We start from the raw sequence: 20,461 nt of genomic DNA on the forward strand, positions 1-20,461 counted from the left end.
TGTATTAGGCACGCCGCCAGCGTTCGTCCTGAGCCAGGATCAAACTCTCCGTTAAAGGCGAGCTTGATTGCTCGAATAGACAGGGTCCTGTTCGCTCTTCAGTTTTCAAGGAACGCTTCCCGTTGTCCTCGCGGTTTTCTCCGCGAGAGCCGCTCGTTTGCGGCGACAAGATCTATACTATCAAATCCAATCGATCCTGTCAACAACTTTTTTCGCTTTTTTTTGAGACGTGATTGCGACTCCTGTTTATGTCGAAATGTGTCTCGCGTCTCAGCGACAAGTAATAATTTATCATGGTTTATAGGATTCGTCAAGAAGAATTTTGATCAATGAATCCGTTTTTTTCATTCCGTTTCGAGGAAAAAAGGAATGAGAGCAGGCGGGTACGGATTCAGTTCAGGTATAAGATCCGAAAAGATTCCCAAGCGGCCAGTATCTCTGCAGGGACAACTACAGCGGTTTTGGGCAAATACTGCCGCTCACGGCTTCACAACACCTCTATCATAGGTGACTTTCCTCCTTCATATCTTTTGTAAAGGAAGGAGGATTCCATGCAAAAATCCATCGGTTTTTACCCGCTCAATCAGATTCTGTACCATAATCCGCCGGTCAAGGAAGCCCCTGAACCCTTATACCCGACGATCCACCCCAGCTCATTTGTCGGAGCTGATTCGATGGTGATCGGAGATGTCCGGGTGGGGCAGGATGTATTCATCGGATTTCACAATGTGATTCGCGCCGACGCGTCCCCTCCCTTTATCATCGGACCCCGCTCCAACATCCAGGACTTTGTACTGATTCATTGTCACCCCGGAGAGTATCTCCAATTCGGCGAGCAACGATACGGAGTCTACATCGAAGGGGACGTCAGCATGTTGCACCACTCCGCCCCACACGGACCGCTGTATATCGGGCGAAATACCTTTATCGGACAACATGTTTCCATTTACATGGCTTCGATCGGAAGAAATTGCGTCATTATGCACGGCGCCGTGATCGCTGAAAAGGTGAAAATCGCGGACAACCGCTTTGTAGCTCCCGGTCAGGCCGTCTACAAGCAAGAGCAGGCGGATGCTCTTCCTGAAGTACCGAAAAAATACAAAGGACTCAATGCAACCATCATCGATTACTATTACCGCCTCGGGAAATCCTATCAAAGGCATACACCGCTGGGGATTTAAGGTTTTACCTTAAATCCGCCGAGAAAAAGGGAGTTTCTGCAACCAAGCCCTCGGGGAATCATCGGTCTTGCCGAAACGCTATGCTCCAGAATCTAAAACCTGTCATCTCAGGGAGGCAACACACCAATGGGGAAAATCTTCGCTTCCACTTACGACCTCTGGATGGGCCCTCTGGAACGCAAAGGGTTGGGTCCCATCCGGAAACATTTGATTCGAAAAGCCCGGGGCCGAGTGTTGGAAATCGGATCAGGAACGGGATTCAACTTCCCTTATTATCGAGGGACCGGTAAAGTTACCGCCATCGATCCGGAACCCGCTATGACAAAACAAGCCAAAGCACGGGCCGAAAAGGCTCATGTTCCGATCGAAGTGATCACTGTCGGGGGAGAGAAACTCCCCTTTCCGGACCACTCCTTCGATACGGTAGTGGGAACTCTTGTTTTATGTACCATTCCCGACCCTTACAAAGCTTTAAAAGAGGTTCGGCGGGTGTGCCGACCAGGAGGACAAGTTCTTTTTTTGGAACATGTCCGTGTCAGGCAACCGCTCCTCGGGCGAATCCAGGATGGGTTGACTCCGATATGGAAACGGCTGTGCGACGGATGTCACCTCAACCGCAACCCCCTGGAACCGATTGAACGAGCCGGTTTGAAAGTGGTTCGTGTTAATCGTTATTTCCGTGAAATTTTTCTTACGATCGAGGCGATCCATCCATAGTCATCATGAATGGACAGCGTTCATCAATTGTCCAAGCGTTTTATGGATTTGGTCCCGATTTTCACTCTCAGATCCGCCTTTGGGAAACAGCCCCGATCCAATCCCTACCGCTGTCGCCCCCGCCTGTAAATACTCCCGAGCGTTAGCCTCGTTGACCCCGCCGGTGGCCATCAAGGGAATCCCGGGCAAAGGCCCTTGAAGATCCTTGATATACGAAGGTCCCAGAGTGCGGCTGGGAAAAACCTTGACAAGGGAAGCTCCCGCCTGATCGGCCCGGAGGATTTCAGTGGGAGTAAATGCGCCGGGAATCACGGGAATATCGTGCTTGCGTCCATAATGAATCACTTCTTCATCCAGATGAGGGCTTACAAAAAAGCGAGCACCGGCTTGCCGCGCTTTTTCTGCATCTTCCATATCCAAGACTGTACCGGCACCGATCCAGAGCGTTTCGTCATACTCCCGAATCAACTTCCGAATAATCCCGTCCGCGTCGGGAGTGTTCAACGTCACTTCCAGAATGCGGATCCCTCCCTTGTACAGATCCGGTATCCGTTCACCGATGGTTTCACAGGAAAGCCCCCGTATGATGGCGATGATTTTTTCCTTGCGGATGGTTTCGATAAAGCGGTGTTCCAACGATTCGTTCATTGAAGATCCTCCTTTAGAGGCACGCCGGATCCGGCGTGCCTGCATTTCAATCATCCGGCCGCATTACCATTCGGCCACCGTCCCGTCATCCTGCCGCCAGACGGGATTTTTCCACTGATGGCCGACTTTCGCCTGTTGACGAACCGTTTCTTCATCAATGGAGATTCCTAGGCCGAAGCCCTTCGGAATGGTGACATGGCCGTTTTGGTAACGGAATACGGAAGCGTCCTCTAAGTAATCCAAAAGGTCTTTCTTTTGATTGTAATGAATACCGAGACTCTGTTCCTGAATGAAAACGTTAGGGGTACAGGCATCCAGCTGAAGGCTGGCGGCTAAAGCGATCGGACCCAGCGGACAGTGGGGAGCCACAGCCACATCGTAGGCCTCAGCCATCGCCGCAATTTTTTTGACTTCAGTGATTCCCCCGGCATGGGAAAGATCCGGCTGAATCACGTCGACATATCCCTCCGCCAAAAGCTGTTTAAAGTCCCAGCGGGTATACATCCGCTCCCCCGTGGCAATCGGAGTGGTCGTATGTCGGGCGATCTCCCGAAGAGCTTCATGATTCTCCGGGAGAACGGGTTCTTCAATAAACATCAAGTGATAGGGCTCCAATTCCTTGGCCACCCTTTTGGCCATCGGTTTGCGGATGCGACCGTGAAAGTCGACAGCGATGCCGAAGTCCTTGCCACAGGCCTCACGAATCGATGCGACACGCTCTACGACCGCTTCCACTTTGGAAAAAGAATCGATGTAGTGCATCTGGACGGAAGCGTTCATTTTGACTGCGGTAAAACCGGCCTCCTTTTTCTCTCTGGCGGCCTGTCCAACATCCGAGGGAGAATCTCCTCCAATCCAAGAGTAAACCTGAACATGATCCCGGACGGATCCTCCCAGAAACTCATAAACAGGAAGTCTATGGCGCTTCCCCTTGATATCCCACAGAGCCTGGTCAATCCCGGCGATCGCACTCATCAAGACTGGTCCACCCCGGTAAAAGCCTCCGCGGTAAAGAACTTGCCACAAATCCTCGATTTGATCAGGGTCCCGACCGATCAGATAGGGTTCCAATTCCCGGACGGCAGCGGCAACAGTCCCCGCCCGTCCTTCCACAACAGGTTCTCCCCAACCGCAGATGCCGTCGTCGGTCATGATTTTCAAAAAAAGCCAGCGAGGCGGAACTGTAAACAGTTCTAACCGGGTGATTTTCACTTGACATCCCTCCCCATTTTATCGCTGGGTCCCGGTTTCTCCTTGAAGAAAACAGTGCAACTCCTCTCGATCCGGCAGGGATTCATAATCTCCCTTTACAGTCACAGCCAGAGCCCCCAGGGCACAGGCCCGTTTAACCGCCGAATCCGGGTCGAGGCCGTCCAACAAGCCGGACAGACAACCTGCGGCGAAGGCATCTCCCGCCCCGACCTCATCCACTTCTTGCGAAACCTGAAAACCCGGTACATATCCATCTTTTTGCTCCGTCTGATAATAGGCTCCCCGGGGACCCAGTTTCACCACCACCTGCCGCGCCCCGAGGGATCGAAGATTCTCGGCGACGGATTCGGGATCGGTGGCACCGGTCATCAATTCTCCTTCGGCAAGACCGGGGAGAACCAAGTGAGAACGGGAAGCGATCTGTCGAAAGACAGGGGCCGCTTCCTTCCGGGACCACAACTTTCCCCGATAATTGGGATCAAAGACCACCTTCATCCCCTGCTCCCGTGCCTTGTCCAAGGCGGCAAAAACCGCTTTCTTACAGGAGGATCCGAGAGCCGGAGTAATTCCGGTGACAAACAGGATTGCCGCTTCGGAGAAAGCCGGCAAGTCCACCAGGCCTTGATCCATGGCACTGGCGGCGGAACCGGAACGATAATAATAAATACGGGTCTGTTTTCCGCCGAGCCTTTCCTTGATATAAAGACCGGTGGGGCGGATGGGATCAAAAGTAACCCCGCTCACATCCACTCCTTCTCCACGCAATGTTTTGTAAATCCAACGGCCGAAAGGATCCTTTCCCAGACGACTGACCCACGCCGTCCGATACCCCAGACGAGACAGGGCGATGGCTACATTGGATTCAGCACCGGCCAGCTTTTTTTCAAACCCGTGGACGGTGTCCAAAGGTCCGTCTTGGACCGGACTGAAAGCTAGCATCGTTTCTCCCAATGTCACAACATCCAATCCATCCACCCCCTTTCATCATGCCAATCCGATTTTCAGAGATCGGCATTCCGGTTTGTTTCCATATAAGAAATGATGTTTCCTATATATTTTTGTTATAATATACAATGACTTTTGATCAAAAAGCAATCCGATCCATAAAAAAAGGGCTGGTTTGATGGATAACCAAAAGAAAACACCCTACGGCACTGCCGTGCTGAAGGCGATCTCCATTCTCGAATATTTGTCCGAAAAAGAGGAAGCCCAAGGGGTCAGTGAGATCGCCCGGGGAACCGGACTGAATAAACCAACCGTATTCAAGCTTTTGGAAACACTGACTCTAGTGGGATGGGTGGAAAAAGAGGAACGGGAGGCCCGCTTCCGCCCGGGTCTCAGCCTGATTCGACTGGCTCAGCGATCTCTGGATCAGATGAATGTGGTCAAGCTGACCGAACCAGAGTTGAAACAATTGAATGAGGAAACCGGGGAAACGGTTCATTTGGGATTGTTGGACAAGTGGCAGGTGGTCTATGTCAATAAGTTGGAATGTAAACAAACGGTCCGTATGTACTCCCAAATCGGTCGAACCGCCCCCCTTTATTGCACAGGAATCGGCAAAGCGCTCCTTTCTTGTTTAACTGAAGAAGAGTTAGGACAATTTTTTGCTGAAACGGAATTGAAACCCTTTACCCCGCAAACCATCACTCGCCGGGAGGAATTGCTTCAAAATCTGGAGGAAATCCGATCCAAAGGCTATGCGGTGGATAAGGGGGAACACGAGGAAGAAGTACGATGCATGGCCATCCCTCTTCAGCACCAAAACAAGGTGTACGGAGCCGTCAGTGTCAGCGCTCCTCGCTACCGAACAGATGATGAACGGCTCCTTCGTTTCTTCACTCCCCTGGAAAACTGTCGTCGACGGATTCTGGAACGTTTGTCAGCAGCGATCTAAAACGTGTTCCTGGTGGATCGGGTTGGGTTCCACGTTCGTTGTTCTTACGAGCCAAAGGCACTCCGTGTGGAACCCAACCCTCTCGAATAGGGGCTTTTTCACAACGTCCTTAAAGAGCCGTGCTGAAGGTGGGACCCCTCTTTAGAAAGTGGGGAAGGGTCGGTCGATTCTCCCCTCAATCCCCTGTCTTCTGCTTTTTTTTTCGATCCTCCATCCATTCCCGCTCCAGTTGTTCCAGAGTCTTCCCCAACACCTTGCGAAGCGCGGAACGCGTGCGTTGATTCAATTCCGTACGCTTTTCCGAGCTGTCCCGATCAATGGCGGGATAAAGCTCTAATAACTCAAAAACCCGTTTCAACTTCTCTTCACCGTAGCGACGGACCAAAAACCGATACCAATGCTCACATTGGTCGTAATATTCTTCGGCCGCCTGTCGGGGCAACTTTTCCAGATCCAATTCCTCCATTTGCGACATCTTCCAGCGGGGCTTTCCGTATGGTTTGTCCTCTTCTTCCGTTCGCAATCCGGGGAGCAGATGGGACTGATAGTATTCCGCCGCCCCTTCCTGCATCCAGTATGCGGCATTGTCCCCGGTCAACTCGCTCACCATCTGGTGGGTGATCTCGTGAACGATTCCCGATGAAAACAGTTTTTTATCGGAAAATCCTTTGGCTCCTACCATTTTGATCGCCTGATCCTCTTCGTGCCATCCTGCCGCCCAGGAAGGCAAGGAGAGTTTGACGGACTGCCGGAATACTTCCGGCCTGCTGTATAACTTGACTTCCAACCGGTGCCGGGTACGCCACCCATAGATTCTCTCCAGCTCCCTGGACGCTTTAACAACCGTATTCAAAGCGATGGAAGCCTGTTCCCGCAATATCTTATCTGAAAAATGGACAACAGCGTTTCCCCGGGTCAGATGATAGAAGGGCAAATCCGAGTCCTTCCAGCCGGAGGCGGTTTCCTGAAAGGACAGGGGAAACTTGACGGAGTACTCCTTTCCCCGTCTGCAATAGGTTTGTTCCACCCAGGCGCGTATCTGGTGTTCTTTTTCCGGAATCACCGAAATCAGTCGCAGTCGGTAGGAGTAGGGGTCGATCCACCGAACGGCATCGTCGAACCATCGCTTCTGTTCCTGGACATAAGCGGGCATGGACGGATTGATCAGACGGAGGAAATGTTCGCGGTCTTTGCGGTTCACCGCCTCCTGTTTTTCCCGAATTAATTGCCGGATCTCTTCTTTTACGGGTTGAACCTCGGCATGAACGAAATACGGAACCCATGCACCCGTACAGACAAGGAGAACCATTCCGACCGACAGGATTCGCCGGGCCGCCTTACTCACCCACAACCACTCCCCTCCACGGTTATCATCTGTATTAGTCTGATACCGAAGAAGATGCCTCATTCAACCGGTTACAAATATTCAAGACGAAAAAGAACCCGCTTGCCAAAAAGGGAGCGGGTTCGGAACCATGGATCAGATGTTTCCCAAAAGGGCGAAACGAACCATGAAAATGATGGCCAATATATAGAGGATCGGATGAACGTCTCGGGCTTTCCCGGCGAATACTTTGGCCAAGGGATACATAATAAAGCCGATGGCAATCCCGGTTGCGATACTGAAGGCCAAGGGCATCATTAATACGGTCAAAAAGGCGGGAACCGATTCCGATACATCCTGCCACTCAATCTCTTTCAAGCTTTTACACATCAGGACACCGACGATAATCAGCGCAGGAGACGTAATCGCCGATACGGAAGCAAAGCTTTCCACCAGGGGAAAGAAAAAGACAGAGAGCAGGAACAACACGGCTGTGGTCACCGAAGTCATCCCCGTTCGTCCCCCGCTGGCCACTCCCGCCGTGGACTCGATATAGGAAGTTACGGTGGAAGTACCTAAAGCGGCACCGGACATTGTGGCCAGAGAATCGGCCGTCAGGGCGCGTCCAGCCCGGGGCAGCTTGTTATTCTTCAACAGCCCGGCCTGATTGGTTACACCCACCAACGTCCCCGCCGTATCAAACAAGTCGACAAAGATAAACGCGAAAACAATGGCGAAGAAACCGAGTTCCAGGGCCCCCGCAATATCCATCTGCATCCATGTGGGGGCCGGACTGGGCGGTTGGTCGAACAGCTTGGAGGGCATCTCCACGACGCCGAAGATCATCCCGACTACGGCGGTTCCGATCACCCCGAAAAAGACGGCGCCCTTCCACTGACGGATCATCAGAAAAAGAGTGAGGATCAGCCCGAAAAAGGTGAGCAGAATCCCGGGCTGTGTCAAATCCGAATTCAGAGCGATAAATGTGGATTCATCCGCAACGAGCACTTCTGCGTTCTTTAATCCGACAAAAGCGATAAACAGCCCGATCCCCGAGGAAACGGCGTGTTTTAATCCTGGCGGAATCGCGTTGATAATCATTTCCCGCACCTTGGTCACCGTCAGCACAAAAAAGACCAATCCGGAAATGAACACGGCTCCGAGAGCCGCCTGCCAGCTGACACCCATCCCCAACACGACGGTATAAGTAAAATAGGCGCTCAGACCGATCCCCGGCGCCAGCGCAATCGGATAATTGGCCAATAATCCCATCAACAGGGTTCCCAAGCCCGCCGACACCGCTGTAGCGACAAAGACGGCTCCGAAGTCCATCCCGGCTTCTTTCCCGAGGAGAAACGGGTTTACCAACAAGATATATGCCATGGTTAAAAATGTAGTAGCACCCGCCATCATCTCGGTCTTCAGATCGGTCCGGTGTTCGGCAAAACCAAAAAAGCGGGCGATTCCGGATGTTTGTTTGCCCAAATTTGCTTCTCCCTTCCGGCGATCGGTCGATCACTCCCACTCGATGGTGGCCGGGGGCTTGGAGGTGATATCGTAGACGACCCGGTTGACTCCGTCCACTTCATTGACGATCCGGTTGGAAATATGCTCCAGCACTTCATAGGGGATTCTCGCCCAGTCCGCCGTCATCCCGTCAACGGAAGTAACCGCCCGGATTCCCACCGTATAGGCGTAGGTGCGGGAGTCTCCCATCACACCGACACTCTTGAAATCCGGCAATGCGGTGAAGTATTGCCAAATCTCCTGATCCAAACCGGCCTTGCCGATTTCTTCACGCAAGATGGCGTCGGATTTCCGAACCATGGCCAACTTCTCCTCCGTCACCTCTCCAATGACCCGAATGCCAAGACCCGGTCCCGGAAACGGCTGTCTCCACACGATTTCCCTGGGAAGACCCAGCTCTTCCCCGACTTTGCGCACCTCATCCTTAAACAAGGTATTGACGGGTTCCACCAAATCCATCTGCATATCCTCCGGCAAACCGCCGACATTGTGATGGGATTTGATCGTCTGTGCGGTGTCCGTCCCGGATTCGACCACATCGGTATACAGGGTTCCCTGGGCCAGGAACTGGTGTTGAGTCAGCTTTTCCGCCTCTTCTTCGAAGACGCGGATAAACTCGTTTCCGATGATCTTCCGTTTCCGCTCCGGGTCGGTCACCCCGCTCAACTTGTCCAGGAAGCGCTTTTGAGCATCCACCTTCACCACATTCATTTGAAAATGGTCGGCAAAGGTGCGCATGACGCTGTCCGCCTCCCCTTCCCGCAAGAGACCGTGATCGACAAAGACACAGGTCAATTGATCTCCGATGGCCCGATGGATCAGGGCCGCCACAACGGAGGAGTCCACCCCCCCGGAAAGAGCGCATAAGACTTTTTGATCGCCGATGTTTCGCCTAAGGTCATGCACCGTATCGTCGATAAACGTTTCCATGGTCCATTCCCCTTGACAGCGGCAAACGTCATACAGAAAACGGCGAATCATCTCGTTCCCCTGCTCTGTATGGCGAACTTCCGGGTGAAACTGAACAGCGTATACCCTCCGCTCTGGATCACTCATCGCCGCTACCGGCGCGGAAACCGTCCTTCCGTCAACTCGGAAACCCTTCGGCGGTGTGATCACCACATCACTGTGACTCATCCAGACGGATTGAGATGGACCCAAACCTTTGAAGAGAGGTCCGTCGGAGGCGATTTCCACGGTCGACTTCCCGTACTCCCGTTTACTGGCCCGTTCCACCTCGGCATCAAAATGAGCGGAGATCAACTGCATACCGTAACAAATCCCGAGAATCGGAATCCCCAGGTCGAAGATGTTCGGATCGCATTTCGGGGCTCCCTCGCCATAGACGCTGGCGGGCCCTCCGGAGAAGATGATCCCCTTGGGAGCCATCTCTTTCAGCTCCTCCGCCGAAGTGTCGAAGGAAATCAGTTCGCTGTAGACCCCCAAGTCCCGCACCCTGCGGGCGATCAGCTGATTGTATTGCCCTCCGAAGTCCAGTACGACCACACGTTCCATCGGTTTCTCCATCGAAAAACCCCCACCTTTTGATTCAGGAATCACTTGCATAAAGAAAGAACCGGGTTCCCTGAACGTTTCTACCTTCACGCACAGGACTCCGGTCCACCGTTTCCTTCGTTCCTCTGGTCACGTTACAAAAGAAAGGTACCGGTAACCCATGACTCGTAGTCCGGCCATTTACGGTGGCCGGGTAGAAACGTTCAGGCCGTATTCCTGAATATATACGAGATAGATCTACCGATCTTCTAATTGATAAATGCGAATCCATCATATCAATCGGCTGAATAAGGGTCAAGGACGAACCGGAAGGCTTTTTTTCCAATGGTGTACAGGAAACAGAAGACGTCCTCATCTTTTTATATTTTTTGTATCTAAATCCTCTTTTTTACTGTTCCCAAACGCCTCTTGTTCATCCCTGAGCAGAAGTCCGGATTCCCGAAAAAAGCCCTCTCTTGTTCGGATATTTTTCGGATATACTGAAAGGGAGCGATCAAGCCGAAGGAAACCAACATTTTTTCCAAGGAGGAGAAACCATGAGAAAAACCGGCTGGATCCTGTTTCTCGCCTCATTTCTATTCTTGGCCGCCTGCCAATCGAACTCGGCTGTACAGGGAGATTCGAAATCGAACGATTCCAAAGACATTTCGTTTACGGCGATTGAGAAGGCTGATGATTTCCCTCTCCCCAAAAAAGCGGCCAAAAACCCGAAACAAAGCAGGGAAGGACGTGTATACATCATGCCCTCCCCTCCGCAGGAAGTAAAGGAAGCCTACATCCTTAAATTGGTGGAGGAAGGATGGGCGGTTTATTCCGGTATCAGCCCGAAAGCGATCCATGTCTATAAAGATCAAGCGAATTATGACCTGTTCCTCACCCCGGTGGAAAAGGAAAAAACGAAAATCACCCTTCGCCCCGCTGAGACGAGCTTACTGGACAAGTTGAAAAAAGAAGACCCGGAGGAAGAAAAACTATCGCAACCGGAGTAAACAGCGGAATCATTTGTAACAGCCACAAGACCCAAACTGTCTCAGGGACAACCGTCCGATGCGAAGCCCAAAAAGGAGGCTCGTCGATTGAAACCCATCCTCACTTACGAACTCGTCCGAAACGCCGGGCAACGGTTGAAGAATGTCGCCCATCGCACACCTGTATTCACCTCCCTCACCTTGAACAATCGTGCGGGAAGCGAAGTCTACCTCAAATGCGAAAACTTGCAACGGGGTGGCGCTTTTAAATTCCGGGGCGCTTACAACACGATCAGCCGACTCTCCCCGGAGCAACGACGGCGAGGTGTCATCGCCTTCTCCTCCGGGAATCATGCCCAGGCCGTCGCCCTGGCCTCCAAAACCCTCGGCGTTTCCGCCGTTATCTGCATGCCGAAGGATGCTCCCGGAGTCAAGGTGGAAGCGACTCGAGACTACGGGGCGGAAATCATCTTCTACGACCGGATGACGGAGGATAGGGAAGAAGTGGCCCGCCGTATCGCCGAGGAGCGACAGCTGACCCTGATCCCGCCGTACAATCATCCCCACATTATGGCCGGGGCGGGTACCGCCGCCCTGGAACTGCTCCGAGAAGTACCGGATCTGGATGCGGTTCTCGCTCCCGTCGGCGGAGGGGGGCTCCTCTCAGGCACTGCTGTCGCGGCGAAGGGAATATCACCGGATACTCGTATCTTCGGTGCCGAACCGGAACAGGCCGATGACACCCGTCAATCCTTTTATGCGGAAAAACGGATCTCCATCCCCGCACCCGACACCCTGGCGGACGGCTTGCGCATCACCATCCCCGGCGAACAAACGTTTCCCGTCATCCGTCGGCATGCGGAGGATATTGTCACTGTCTCCGAGTCCATGATCCGAGAAGCCCTCTACTTCGCCCTTCTACGTCTAAAACTGGTAATTGAACCCTCCGGGGTCGTTCCTCTGGCCGCCCTGATCAACCGGCGCCTTCCCGACAATCTCCGGCGTATCGGGGTCGTCGTCAGCGGAGGCAACATTGACCCGGCCGTCCTGAGGAAGGCAATCTCCGATCAGGAATAACCATAAAAGGGTCCCGCATGAAGGAGCTTCGTCCAGACAGCCATTTCCGTGGCATACACAAGTGTCCTGCAGCACAATACAAAAAGGGAAAATGATTCGGTACTGATTGAACCACTCTCATAAGAGGAGAGTGGCCTTTTTGTGTGATCCACCTCCTATTCTAACGGCCTATTTCCGATCGTTTGGGAGCAAGCATAAGCATTTTCTTTCCATGCGCCATATCATGTACCACTTGGAAAGGGGGTGAAAAAATGGCCTGGAAACCGATTGCCGCCGATCAATTGAACGCCTCTCACCTGGGAAAACCGACTAAAATCCGCCTCAAAAACGGAAAAGAGATCTACGGTTCCATCAAAAAAGTCGATAAGAAGGGGATTTGGTTCATTCCCGTCAACCGAAAAAGGGCGCAGAAACAAGAGGTGAGAACAAACTTTTTCTTGTTTCCGTTCCTCATCTTTCTTCCATTCGGTTTTTTTACACCCTTTATCTTATTCTGAGAGGCAGACTATAGGAATCCATTCCGGCCGGGAGGAGATGGAAAGCGGTTATGTCCATTTTCCGCATTCTATTTGGAGGTATCCGCGTTTACCGAATTTTGAACCGGATGCGTCGATTTTTTCACGATTGGCTCCCACTTATCCGTAACATTCCTACACGACATTCGATTCTTTCCCTTTTCAAACCATTCCATCGGTTAATCGCATCATGACAGGAATGGAAAATCCATTGGAATCGCCTGTCCAGCACAAAAAGCCTCCCCAAAAACGTTGGGGAGGCTTCATTAAACCGATTCGGGAAAGCAAACATTCAGTTGTTGATATAACGCTCAAAAACAAAGCCAAAATCTTTCATGCCATATTGTTTTTGGGCATCCACCAGCCAGGAAAAAGCGGCCTGGTTTAATTCTTTAAACTGCTCAGCAATCTGGCTTTCCGTATTGCGAACCCGGCTTAACGTGGTGGAAGCCAATTCAAGACTTTGTTTTGCATATCCCAGAGAGATTCCGTGATCCCGGGTTATTTCCGCAATTTTGAGCAGTGCTTTATACAAATCCTTCAACTCTTCCAGATGTTTTTTATGTACATCGATCGAAAAGATTTGAGATCCCATGGTAAATTTGATCTCAACATCCAAATCCACCGTACCGGCCGTTTCGAGAGTCACATCCTTAATTTTGTGTGTCTTGTAATCGTAGCGATGAAGCGTACGTTTTTTACTTGTGGCACTGGTTCCGTCCAGATGAATCAGGGCCTGGTTCGTAAAGCAATATTCATCGGATTTTGATTTGATCAGAAAGAAAATTTTCTCGTCATCTTCATGCATCACAAAATCATCCGTGTCCACTTTGTCGAAATCTTCCGGTTGGATGACGGCTCCTACATCGCTTAATCCGAGAACATCTGATGCCACTTTTCCAAACATTTGATCAAACCTTTCCCTTTTGGCTTTTGGTAATCAGGCTTAGTATAACATAGGACGCCGCCCGGCAGGTCCGATCCATGATCCCGCTTTCTATTCCTAATTATAAATCAATGGGGTCTTATATAAAGTACACTTCTTTTCACTTTTTTTGAGACAACTTTCGAGATATACAACCAGTTCGCCCCATCCCAAAGCCTTTGTATGAAAAAACCGCACTCTTTTGTGCGGTTTTTTTCGGGAAGTGATCGGCTTTTACAACACCTTCTCCGCCCGGGCGCAATCATCAAAATTGCCGGAGTGGGTTCCATCGCAGAAGGGCTTGTTCTGGGAAAGCCCGCACCGACACAGGGCAAACTGTTTTTTCGTCTCAAAGGTGTTTCCTTCCGCATCCACCAATTCCACATCACCGCGAACAATCAGCGGCCCCCGGTCCATCGTTTGAATTTTGGCGTCAGCCATGTTCATCCTCCCCTTTTGTTGATTCGGTATCAGTTCAAAACCGTTACGGTTTCATTTTTCACTTTTCAGCCATCGGATAAACCACTATTGGGATAAAATAAAAAACCCTGTGGCAGTCCACAGGGTTTTTCGGGGGAAGGACGGATTACATCATGCCGCCCATGCCGCCCATACCGCCCATATCGGGGGCACCGCCGCCACCGCCGGCATTGTTTTCTTCTTCCGGCTCGTCGGCAACCACTGCTTCGGTGGTCAGAACCATGGCGGCTACGGAAGACGCGTTTTGCAGCGCGGAACGGGTCACCTTCGCCGGGTCGACAATCCCCGCTTGAACCATGTCGGCCCATTCGCCGGTCAAGGCGTTGAAACCGACACCCACGTCTTGTTTTTTGGCACGCTCCACTACAACGGAGCCTTCCAGTCCAGCATTGTGCGCGATCTGACGCAACGGTTCTTCCAGCGCACGGTAGATGATTTGGACACCAGTAGCTTCGTCCTCCTCAGCCTGAACTTTGTCCACAGCGCCGAGAACGTTGACCAGAGCCGTACCGCCGCCGGCTACGATCCCCTCTTCCACAGCGGCGCGAGTGGAGTTGAGGGCGTCCTCCATACGGAGCTTGCGTTCTTTCAGCTCGGTTTCGGTTGCCGCACCCACTTTGATGACGGCAACGCCGCCGCCCAGCTTCGCGAGGCGCTCCTGCAACTTCTCTTTGTCAAATTCGGAGGTGGTGTCTTCGATTTGCTGACGGATCTGGTTGACACGGTTGTTGATTTCGGAGCGGTCACCGGCGCCGTCCACCACGATCGTTTCGTCTTTGGTGACGCGGATCTGGCGGGCGCGTCCCAGCACATTGATGTCGGCGTTTTTCAGGTCCATACCCAGCTCTTCGGTGACCACTTGGCCGCCGGTCAGGATCGCGATATCTTCCAGCATCGCTTTACGGCGATCACCGAATCCGGGAGCCTTCACGGCGACAGCGTTGAAGGTACCGCGCAGTTTGTTGACCACCAGAGTGGCCAGGGCTTCGCCTTCGAGATCTTCAGCGATGATCAGGATCGGCTTCCCTTGCTGAACCACTTTTTCCAACAGCGGCAGAACTTCCTGCACGTTGGCGATCTTCTTGTCAGTGATCAGAATGTAAGGATCATCCAGCACCGCTTCCATTTTCTCCGAATCGGTTACCATGTAGGGGGAGATGTAACCGCGGTCGAACTGCATCCCCTCAACGACTTCCAGTTCCGTGGCGAATCCTTTGGACTCTTCCACTGTGATCACACCGTCGTTACCCACTTTTTCCATCGCCTCGGCGATCAGTTGGCCGACTTCGTCATCATTGGCGGAGATAGCCGCTACTTGGGAGATGGAGTCTTTCCCTTCGATCGGCTTGGCGATCTTGCGGATCTCTTCCACCGCAGCGTTGACCGCCTTTTCGATCCCTTTGCGGATGATCATCGGGTTGGCGCCGGCGGCGACGTTTTTCAGACCTTCGCGGATCATAGCCTGGGCGAGCAGAGTCGCCGTGGTCGTACCGTCACCGGCCACATCATTGGTCTTGGTGGCAACCTCTTTCACCAATTGCGCACCCATGTTTTCGAACTTATCTTCCAGTTCGATTTCCTTGGCGATCGTAACACCATCGTTGGTAATCAGCGGAGAGCCAAACTTTTTCTCCAGGACCACGTTGCGCCCTTTGGGTCCAAGAGTCACCTTAACGGCATTGGCCAGGGCGTCCACACCCTGCAGCATGGAGCGACGCGCTTCTTCGCTGAACTTGATTTCCTTAGCCATTGTACGCTTCTCCCTCCTATGTAGGGGTTATATTAAAGTCATCCAGATACGGCGATCGGGCCGGATCAATCGAGGACGGCCAGAATATCGCTTTCCCGCAGAACCAGGTATTCGGTGTCGCCCACCTTCACTTCGGTACCGGCATATTTGGAGAAGATGACACGGTCTCCCTTTTTCACTTCGAGGTCGACCTTTTGGCCGTTTTCGTAGCGGCCGGTTCCAACGGCGATCACTTCACCCTCCTGCGGCTTTTCCTTCGCCGTTTCCGGCAGAACGATACCGCTGGCAGTCTTTTCTTCCTTCTCAATCGCTTGCAGAACGACACGATCCCCTAACGGTTTGATCACGTTCAAGCACCCTCCTTCATGAGGTAGAGTTTCTTTGTTAGCACTCAACCTCATCGAGTGCTAACACCAATTATAATAATATCGATCTGGATTTCATTTTGCAAGAGGTTCCACAAAAAAATTAACCCCTTTTCTTCCAAAACCCCCTCCCTTTACCGAAAAAGGGGAGAGGCTCTCGCAGTGAACCGATACACAGAAGGTGATCGAAGGCCTCTCTGAGGTTGCCATCGAAAAACCCCCGCCGCAGAGGCAAGGGGTTTTCAAATGGTCAGTCCGAAGAAGGGAGCCGGCCTTCCTTTTCCGCCCACCGCCGTTCTTCCGCTTCCTCTTCCGCCTTCATCCTGCGGTAAATCCGCGCCGACAGCAGAATGCTGAACTCGTAAAGCAGGATGAGAGGAAGCGTCACCAGGATGTTGGAAACGAAATCCGGAGGGGTGACCAGAGCGGCCACGACCACCAGCACCAAATAGGCAAAGCGGCGTCCCTTGCGGAGCAAGTCCGGTTTCAAGATCCGAAGACGGGTCAAAAACAGGATTAACACCGGGAGCTCAAACAGAAAAGCGATCGGAAAGACAACCCGAAACAAAAACCGAAAAAACTCATACATCCCGTAGGTTTCCGTGGCCCCGAGACTGGCGGACAGAGAGCTCATAAACCGGAGCAGAAAAGGAAAAATCCAATAATAGCCGAAACACAGTCCGAGAAGAAAAAGGATGACAGCCAACGGAATATAGCTGAGTGTCGCCTTCCGCTCCCGAGGCATCAAGCCCGGCTGTACAAAGCACCACGCTTGATAGAGAGCCACAGGCAGTGTCAGTGTGACTGCGACCACAAACGCAAACTGCATATAGATACTCAGGGCTTCCCCCGGCGAGAAAATGTTTAACTCCAGTTGCTCTCCCAAAGCCCCTTCCAGGATGTCTTCTTTAAGAAAGTGAATGATGGGGCGGGCAAAAACCAATCCGATGATCAACGTGGTGACAAAAGCGGTCAGCACCCACAGGATCCGCACTCGCAACTCGCTCAAATGCTCTGTCCAGTTCTGTTCTCGGTCTGTCATCTTTGCAACCTTCCCTCTATCTTTCCGAATCGATGATCCCTTCCCTTTTCAAGGGAGTCCCGCCAATCTTAATTTTTATCCGTCGACTCCGGGAAGTCGAGTTCCGGCACTTCCTCATCGACCGGGAAGTTTTTCAAAAAGTAGATCAGGGTCTGCAACTCGATCGTTAAATCGATGTTGTGCATCCTCACTTGGGGCGGCACCGTTAACCGGGCCGGCGTAAAATTGAGGATGCCTCGAATCCCGGCATCCACAATCTGATCTGTAGTCACTTGGGCTACATTGGCGGGTACAGTTAAGATCGCCACTTCCACATTGTGAAGCTGACGAACCTCATGGAACCGCTCCATGGAATACACGGGAATTCCGTCCACTTCCCGGCCCACTTTGCCGGGATCGGCGTCGAAGCCGGCGACGATTTTTGTGTTGTGACTCCGGTAAAAATTATATCCCAACAGGGCGGTTCCCAGATGGCCGACACCGACCAGAACCACGTTCGTCACTTCGTCCTGATGTAAGAAATCCCGCAAAAACTGCAGCAGATAATTCACATTATACCCGTAACCCTTTTTACCCAGTTCGCCCAGATAGGAAAAGTCACGGCGAATCGTAGCCGGATCGATTTGCAGGGCGTCACTCAATTGGGCCGAGGAAACGCGTTTTTTTCCGATCGCGTGCAGTTTCTCCAGATAGCGATAATATAAGGGCAACCGTTTGGCGGTCACTTGGGGAATTTTATGTTCAGACATCCCATGCCTCCAAATCCGGTGCGTTGTAAACCGGTGTTCGTTTTTTAAATCAACCGACGAACATTCGTGTCAACGGTAACGGTACCTTTTCCATCACGATATCATACCTCGCTCCGAGTCTCTACTACATAGAGTTCGGGAGACAGCCTGCCAGCCCGACCACCCCCAGCAAGGGATCAAACCAATCAAAGTTTCCTGAAGGGGGACTAGCAGGAGTGGAGGCCTCCGTAGCCCAAGGAGACGATCTCCTCCCGGGTGATCCTCTCTCCGGCGAGAATCCGCGGCAAAAAGAGGTCAAAAGAGGTGTAGGAATCGTGGATGACACAACCCGGCAACCCCAACACCGGAACCCCGCGATAATAGGCGACCATCAACATGGAGCCCGGGAGCATCGGCGTCCCGTAGCTGACCACTTCGGCACCGAGAGCGGTGATCGCCCCGGGAGTTCGGTCGTCGGGATCGACGGACATTCCTCCAGTCACCAGAACGAAGTCGGCTCCCTGATCGACAAAGCTTCGGATTCCGTTCATGATCCGCTCCTTGTCATCGCTGGCCAGTATCTGCCCCATCACCGTCGATCCGTAGCTTTCCACTTTCTCCCGAACTACCGGGCCGAACTTGTCCCGTATGCGGCCATGATAAACCTCGCTTCCGGTAATCACTACTCCGGCGTTGCACTTCCGGTAAGGGATAAGATCCACCAGAGGCTTGTTCCTGCTCTCGGCAACCGCTTCCACCTCTTTCGTCCGAGATTCGGGGTAGATCAGGGGAATCACCCGGGCCGCGGCCACAATCTGACCTTCGGTCACAGGGGTATCCGTTTTGAGGGTGGACAATACGGCCTGGTCCACATGATTCACCCCGTGAACCGCTTCTGCTTCCACCTTAAGCAGGCCGTCCCTTTTGGCAATCAGGTTGACTTTGCCCTCTTTCGGCGGGCTCATCCGGAGATTTTCACCCCCGGCCGCCGCGGCAATGCGTCGGGCCGCATCGTTTTCATGAAGTTCCCCTTCCGCTAAATCCATCACATAGATATGCTCTTTGCCGATGGAAAGTAGATCGTCGATATCCTCACCGCGGACGACATGCCCTTTGCGAAACAGGGGTCCCTTATATTTCCCGGGCAACACCTGGGTTAGGTCATGAGCCAAAACAAGCCCCACCGCTTCGGATACATGAACCTCTTTCAATGAGCTTTTCATCGGGCGACTTCTCCTTTCCTCCGGTACCTCCTCGCAAGCATCCGATGTTAAATCAATATCCGATATCGGTGACTGCTTTTCTATTCGTATTCTATCAACAACTCGGGCTTCCTGTGTATAGATTCACAAGATCTTAATGGAGGATGGGAAACACTCCTTTTTCCAACCACCCCTGAAGAGATTTACATCATCCCATTGGTTCTTGACTCAGTTTTTCCTCGTTGTATTGATCCCCGGCAAACTTTCCCGGTCCCTCCTTCACCATGCCTTCCACCGTAGTGGCAACCTGAAAAGGTTTTTTCTTATCAGGAGACTCCTTCTTTTTCTCCTCGGCCAGGAGAGAACAGCCGGACAAAATCAACACCGGGATCAAGGCCCCAACAACATAGTTTCTCCACGTCATGCGCAACACGTCAACCTCCCCCGCTCGAAAATAGAAAGACCCATCCATTTATACGGATGGGAGGAGATAAAGTTTCGGGGTGATCCGATTTTTACTCAGCATATAACAACATATCTACTCTTTCTCCATTCGATGAAGCGTTATTTTGCCGTCTTTCATCTGATAGACCCGGTCGCAAAGGGGGAGGATGGTTTCATCATGCGTCACGAGGAGCCCGGAACGGTTCCGTTTCTTGATTTGCTCGGAAAGCAATGTAATCACCTGCCAACTGCGATCGGAATCAAGGCTCGCTGTCGGTTCATCCGCCAACAGAATGCTGGGTTGGTTCATCAGGGCGCGGGCGATGGCGACACGTTGCTTTTCCCCGCCTGACAACTGATCGGGAGTATGGTGTTTCTTATTTTTTAAGCCCACCGAGGAGAGAAGATCATCGGTTGCGATACGAGCCTCCTTTTTTGAACGCTTAGCCAGTGAGCTGACGAGCAAGAGTTGTTCTTCCGCATTTAGATAGGGGACCAGATTTGCTTGTTGAAACACAAAACCGATCTCGTTCAGTCGAATATTCGATTTCCGGCGATCACTCTCTTTGTTCGAAATGTACCTTTGCCACTGCGGCAACATCCAGCTTCGATGAGTCGGATCCATGCGTCACGGAAGTGAATCGTAAACGAAGCCAACGATCAGGATTCACTCGTGCCGTCTTTTTGCTTTACGATGAATATATGAAAGAGGCCCGACCCGTGATAGAATATCGATAGGCAAGGAAAGTTTGGAATAGTCTCACCCCCGGGGCTAGGTTTCAGCGGAAGGGGGTGAGGCGATGATGGGCGAGATCGCAGCCGTGCTGACCGTTGTGGTCGCCGCTCTCCGCCTCGCCTTGGATTGGCGCAGATACCGTCAATCTGAGGGTCGAGGCAAAAAGCGTTAGTCTTCCATCCTCTCTTAAGAACTGTCCGGTCATGAA

Annotated in this window: 21 protein-coding genes and 1 riboswitch; of the genes, 6 read left to right on the plus strand and 15 right to left on the minus strand. The window is 52.2% G+C overall.

Annotated features, from left to right (window positions below):
- The first annotated feature begins 551 nt into the window (after window positions 1-551).
- Window positions 552-1,181: an LbetaH domain-containing protein gene (locus CHM34_RS14050; protein WP_094265264.1), complete on the plus strand. Its 630-nt coding sequence runs from the start codon at window positions 552-554 to the stop codon at window positions 1,179-1,181.
- 126 nt (window positions 1,182-1,307) lie between these two features.
- Window positions 1,308-1,898, plus strand: a complete 591-nt coding sequence (locus CHM34_RS14055) for a class I SAM-dependent methyltransferase (RefSeq protein WP_094265265.1) — start codon at window positions 1,308-1,310, stop codon at window positions 1,896-1,898.
- A gap of 3 nt (window positions 1,899-1,901) precedes the next feature.
- On the opposite strand, the gene CHM34_RS14060 is transcribed toward CHM34_RS14055, so the two are convergent.
- From CHM34_RS14060 to CHM34_RS14070, 3 genes are all read right to left on the minus strand, one after another.
- Window positions 1,902-2,546: a bifunctional 4-hydroxy-2-oxoglutarate aldolase/2-dehydro-3-deoxy-phosphogluconate aldolase gene (locus CHM34_RS14060; protein WP_094265266.1), complete on the minus strand. Its 645-nt coding sequence runs from the start codon at window positions 2,544-2,546 to the stop codon at window positions 1,902-1,904.
- Between the two features lie 63 nt (window positions 2,547-2,609).
- Window positions 2,610-3,758, minus strand: coding sequence for a galactonate dehydratase (dgoD, locus tag CHM34_RS14065; RefSeq protein ID WP_094265267.1), 1,149 nt, complete (start codon window positions 3,756-3,758; stop codon window positions 2,610-2,612).
- An 18-nt stretch (window positions 3,759-3,776) separates the two neighbouring features.
- Entirely contained in the window at window positions 3,777-4,715 is a 939-nt protein-coding gene (locus CHM34_RS14070) for a sugar kinase (RefSeq protein WP_240512046.1), read from the minus strand.
- A gap of 166 nt (window positions 4,716-4,881) precedes the next feature.
- Between CHM34_RS14070 and CHM34_RS14075 the strand changes: the two genes are divergently transcribed.
- The gene (locus CHM34_RS14075) at window positions 4,882-5,655 is read left to right on the plus strand and encodes an IclR family transcriptional regulator (RefSeq protein ID WP_094265269.1); all 774 of its coding nucleotides are present in this window, start codon (window positions 4,882-4,884) and stop codon (window positions 5,653-5,655) included.
- 175 nt (window positions 5,656-5,830) lie between these two features.
- Here the strand turns inward: CHM34_RS14075 and CHM34_RS14080 are convergent, their stop codons facing one another.
- From CHM34_RS14080 to guaA, 3 genes are all read right to left on the minus strand, one after another.
- The gene (locus CHM34_RS14080; protein ID WP_094265270.1) at window positions 5,831-7,006 is read right to left on the minus strand and encodes a hypothetical protein; all 1,176 of its coding nucleotides are present in this window, start codon (window positions 7,004-7,006) and stop codon (window positions 5,831-5,833) included.
- Window positions 7,007-7,135: 129 nt separating this feature from the next.
- On the minus strand, window positions 7,136-8,443 hold the full coding sequence (locus CHM34_RS14085; protein ID WP_276207712.1) for an NCS2 family permease: 1,308 nt from the start codon (window positions 8,441-8,443) through the stop codon (window positions 7,136-7,138).
- 51 nt (window positions 8,444-8,494) lie between these two features.
- On the minus strand, window positions 8,495-10,033 hold the full coding sequence (guaA, locus tag CHM34_RS14090) for a glutamine-hydrolyzing GMP synthase (protein WP_094265402.1): 1,539 nt from the start codon (window positions 10,031-10,033) through the stop codon (window positions 8,495-8,497).
- Between the two features lie 136 nt (window positions 10,034-10,169).
- Window positions 10,170-10,271: riboswitch (purine riboswitch) on the minus strand.
- Between the two features lie 286 nt (window positions 10,272-10,557).
- Between guaA and CHM34_RS14095 the strand changes: the two genes are divergently transcribed.
- From CHM34_RS14095 to CHM34_RS14105, 3 genes are all read left to right on the plus strand, one after another.
- Complete coding sequence (locus tag CHM34_RS14095; RefSeq protein WP_141201724.1) at window positions 10,558-11,010, plus strand: hypothetical protein; 453 nt, start codon at window positions 10,558-10,560, stop codon at window positions 11,008-11,010.
- Between the two features lie 87 nt (window positions 11,011-11,097).
- Window positions 11,098-12,066, plus strand: a complete 969-nt coding sequence (locus CHM34_RS14100) for a pyridoxal-phosphate dependent enzyme (protein WP_094265272.1) — start codon at window positions 11,098-11,100, stop codon at window positions 12,064-12,066.
- A 251-nt stretch (window positions 12,067-12,317) separates the two neighbouring features.
- Window positions 12,318-12,563, plus strand: a complete 246-nt coding sequence (locus CHM34_RS14105; RefSeq protein ID WP_094265273.1) for a hypothetical protein — start codon at window positions 12,318-12,320, stop codon at window positions 12,561-12,563.
- A 310-nt stretch (window positions 12,564-12,873) separates the two neighbouring features.
- On the opposite strand, the gene CHM34_RS14110 is transcribed toward CHM34_RS14105, so the two are convergent.
- The 9 genes from CHM34_RS14110 to CHM34_RS14150 form a co-directional block, all read right to left on the minus strand.
- On the minus strand, window positions 12,874-13,488 hold the full coding sequence (locus tag CHM34_RS14110) for a PH domain-containing protein (RefSeq protein ID WP_094265274.1): 615 nt from the start codon (window positions 13,486-13,488) through the stop codon (window positions 12,874-12,876).
- A gap of 252 nt (window positions 13,489-13,740) precedes the next feature.
- Window positions 13,741-13,947 carry a CDGSH iron-sulfur domain-containing protein gene (locus tag CHM34_RS14115; protein ID WP_094265275.1) on the minus strand — a complete coding sequence of 69 codons (207 nt, stop codon included), beginning with the start codon at window positions 13,945-13,947 and terminating at the stop codon, window positions 13,741-13,743.
- A gap of 145 nt (window positions 13,948-14,092) precedes the next feature.
- Window positions 14,093-15,736, minus strand: a complete 1,644-nt coding sequence (groL, locus tag CHM34_RS14120) for a chaperonin GroEL (protein WP_094265276.1) — start codon at window positions 15,734-15,736, stop codon at window positions 14,093-14,095.
- A 65-nt stretch (window positions 15,737-15,801) separates the two neighbouring features.
- Window positions 15,802-16,083 carry a co-chaperone GroES gene (gene groES / locus CHM34_RS14125; RefSeq protein ID WP_094265277.1) on the minus strand — a complete coding sequence of 94 codons (282 nt, stop codon included), beginning with the start codon at window positions 16,081-16,083 and terminating at the stop codon, window positions 15,802-15,804.
- A 268-nt stretch (window positions 16,084-16,351) separates the two neighbouring features.
- Window positions 16,352-17,143, minus strand: coding sequence for a twin-arginine translocase subunit TatC (tatC, locus tag CHM34_RS14130; RefSeq protein WP_094265278.1), 792 nt, complete (start codon window positions 17,141-17,143; stop codon window positions 16,352-16,354).
- 68 nt (window positions 17,144-17,211) lie between these two features.
- Window positions 17,212-17,892, minus strand: coding sequence for a redox-sensing transcriptional repressor Rex (locus tag CHM34_RS14135; protein WP_094265279.1), 681 nt, complete (start codon window positions 17,890-17,892; stop codon window positions 17,212-17,214).
- Between the two features lie 206 nt (window positions 17,893-18,098).
- Entirely contained in the window at window positions 18,099-19,094 is a 996-nt protein-coding gene (locus CHM34_RS14140; protein ID WP_094265280.1) for a molybdopterin-binding protein, read from the minus strand.
- A gap of 187 nt (window positions 19,095-19,281) precedes the next feature.
- Entirely contained in the window at window positions 19,282-19,503 is a 222-nt protein-coding gene (locus CHM34_RS14145; protein WP_094265281.1) for a hypothetical protein, read from the minus strand.
- Window positions 19,504-19,611: 108 nt separating this feature from the next.
- The gene (locus CHM34_RS14150; RefSeq protein WP_094265282.1) at window positions 19,612-20,142 is read right to left on the minus strand and encodes an ABC transporter ATP-binding protein; all 531 of its coding nucleotides are present in this window, start codon (window positions 20,140-20,142) and stop codon (window positions 19,612-19,614) included.
- Between the last annotated feature and the right edge of the window lie 319 nt (window positions 20,143-20,461).

The organism is Paludifilum halophilum (assembly GCF_002245355.1).
GTDB lineage: Bacteria > Bacillota > Bacilli > Thermoactinomycetales > DSM-45169 > Paludifilum > Paludifilum halophilum.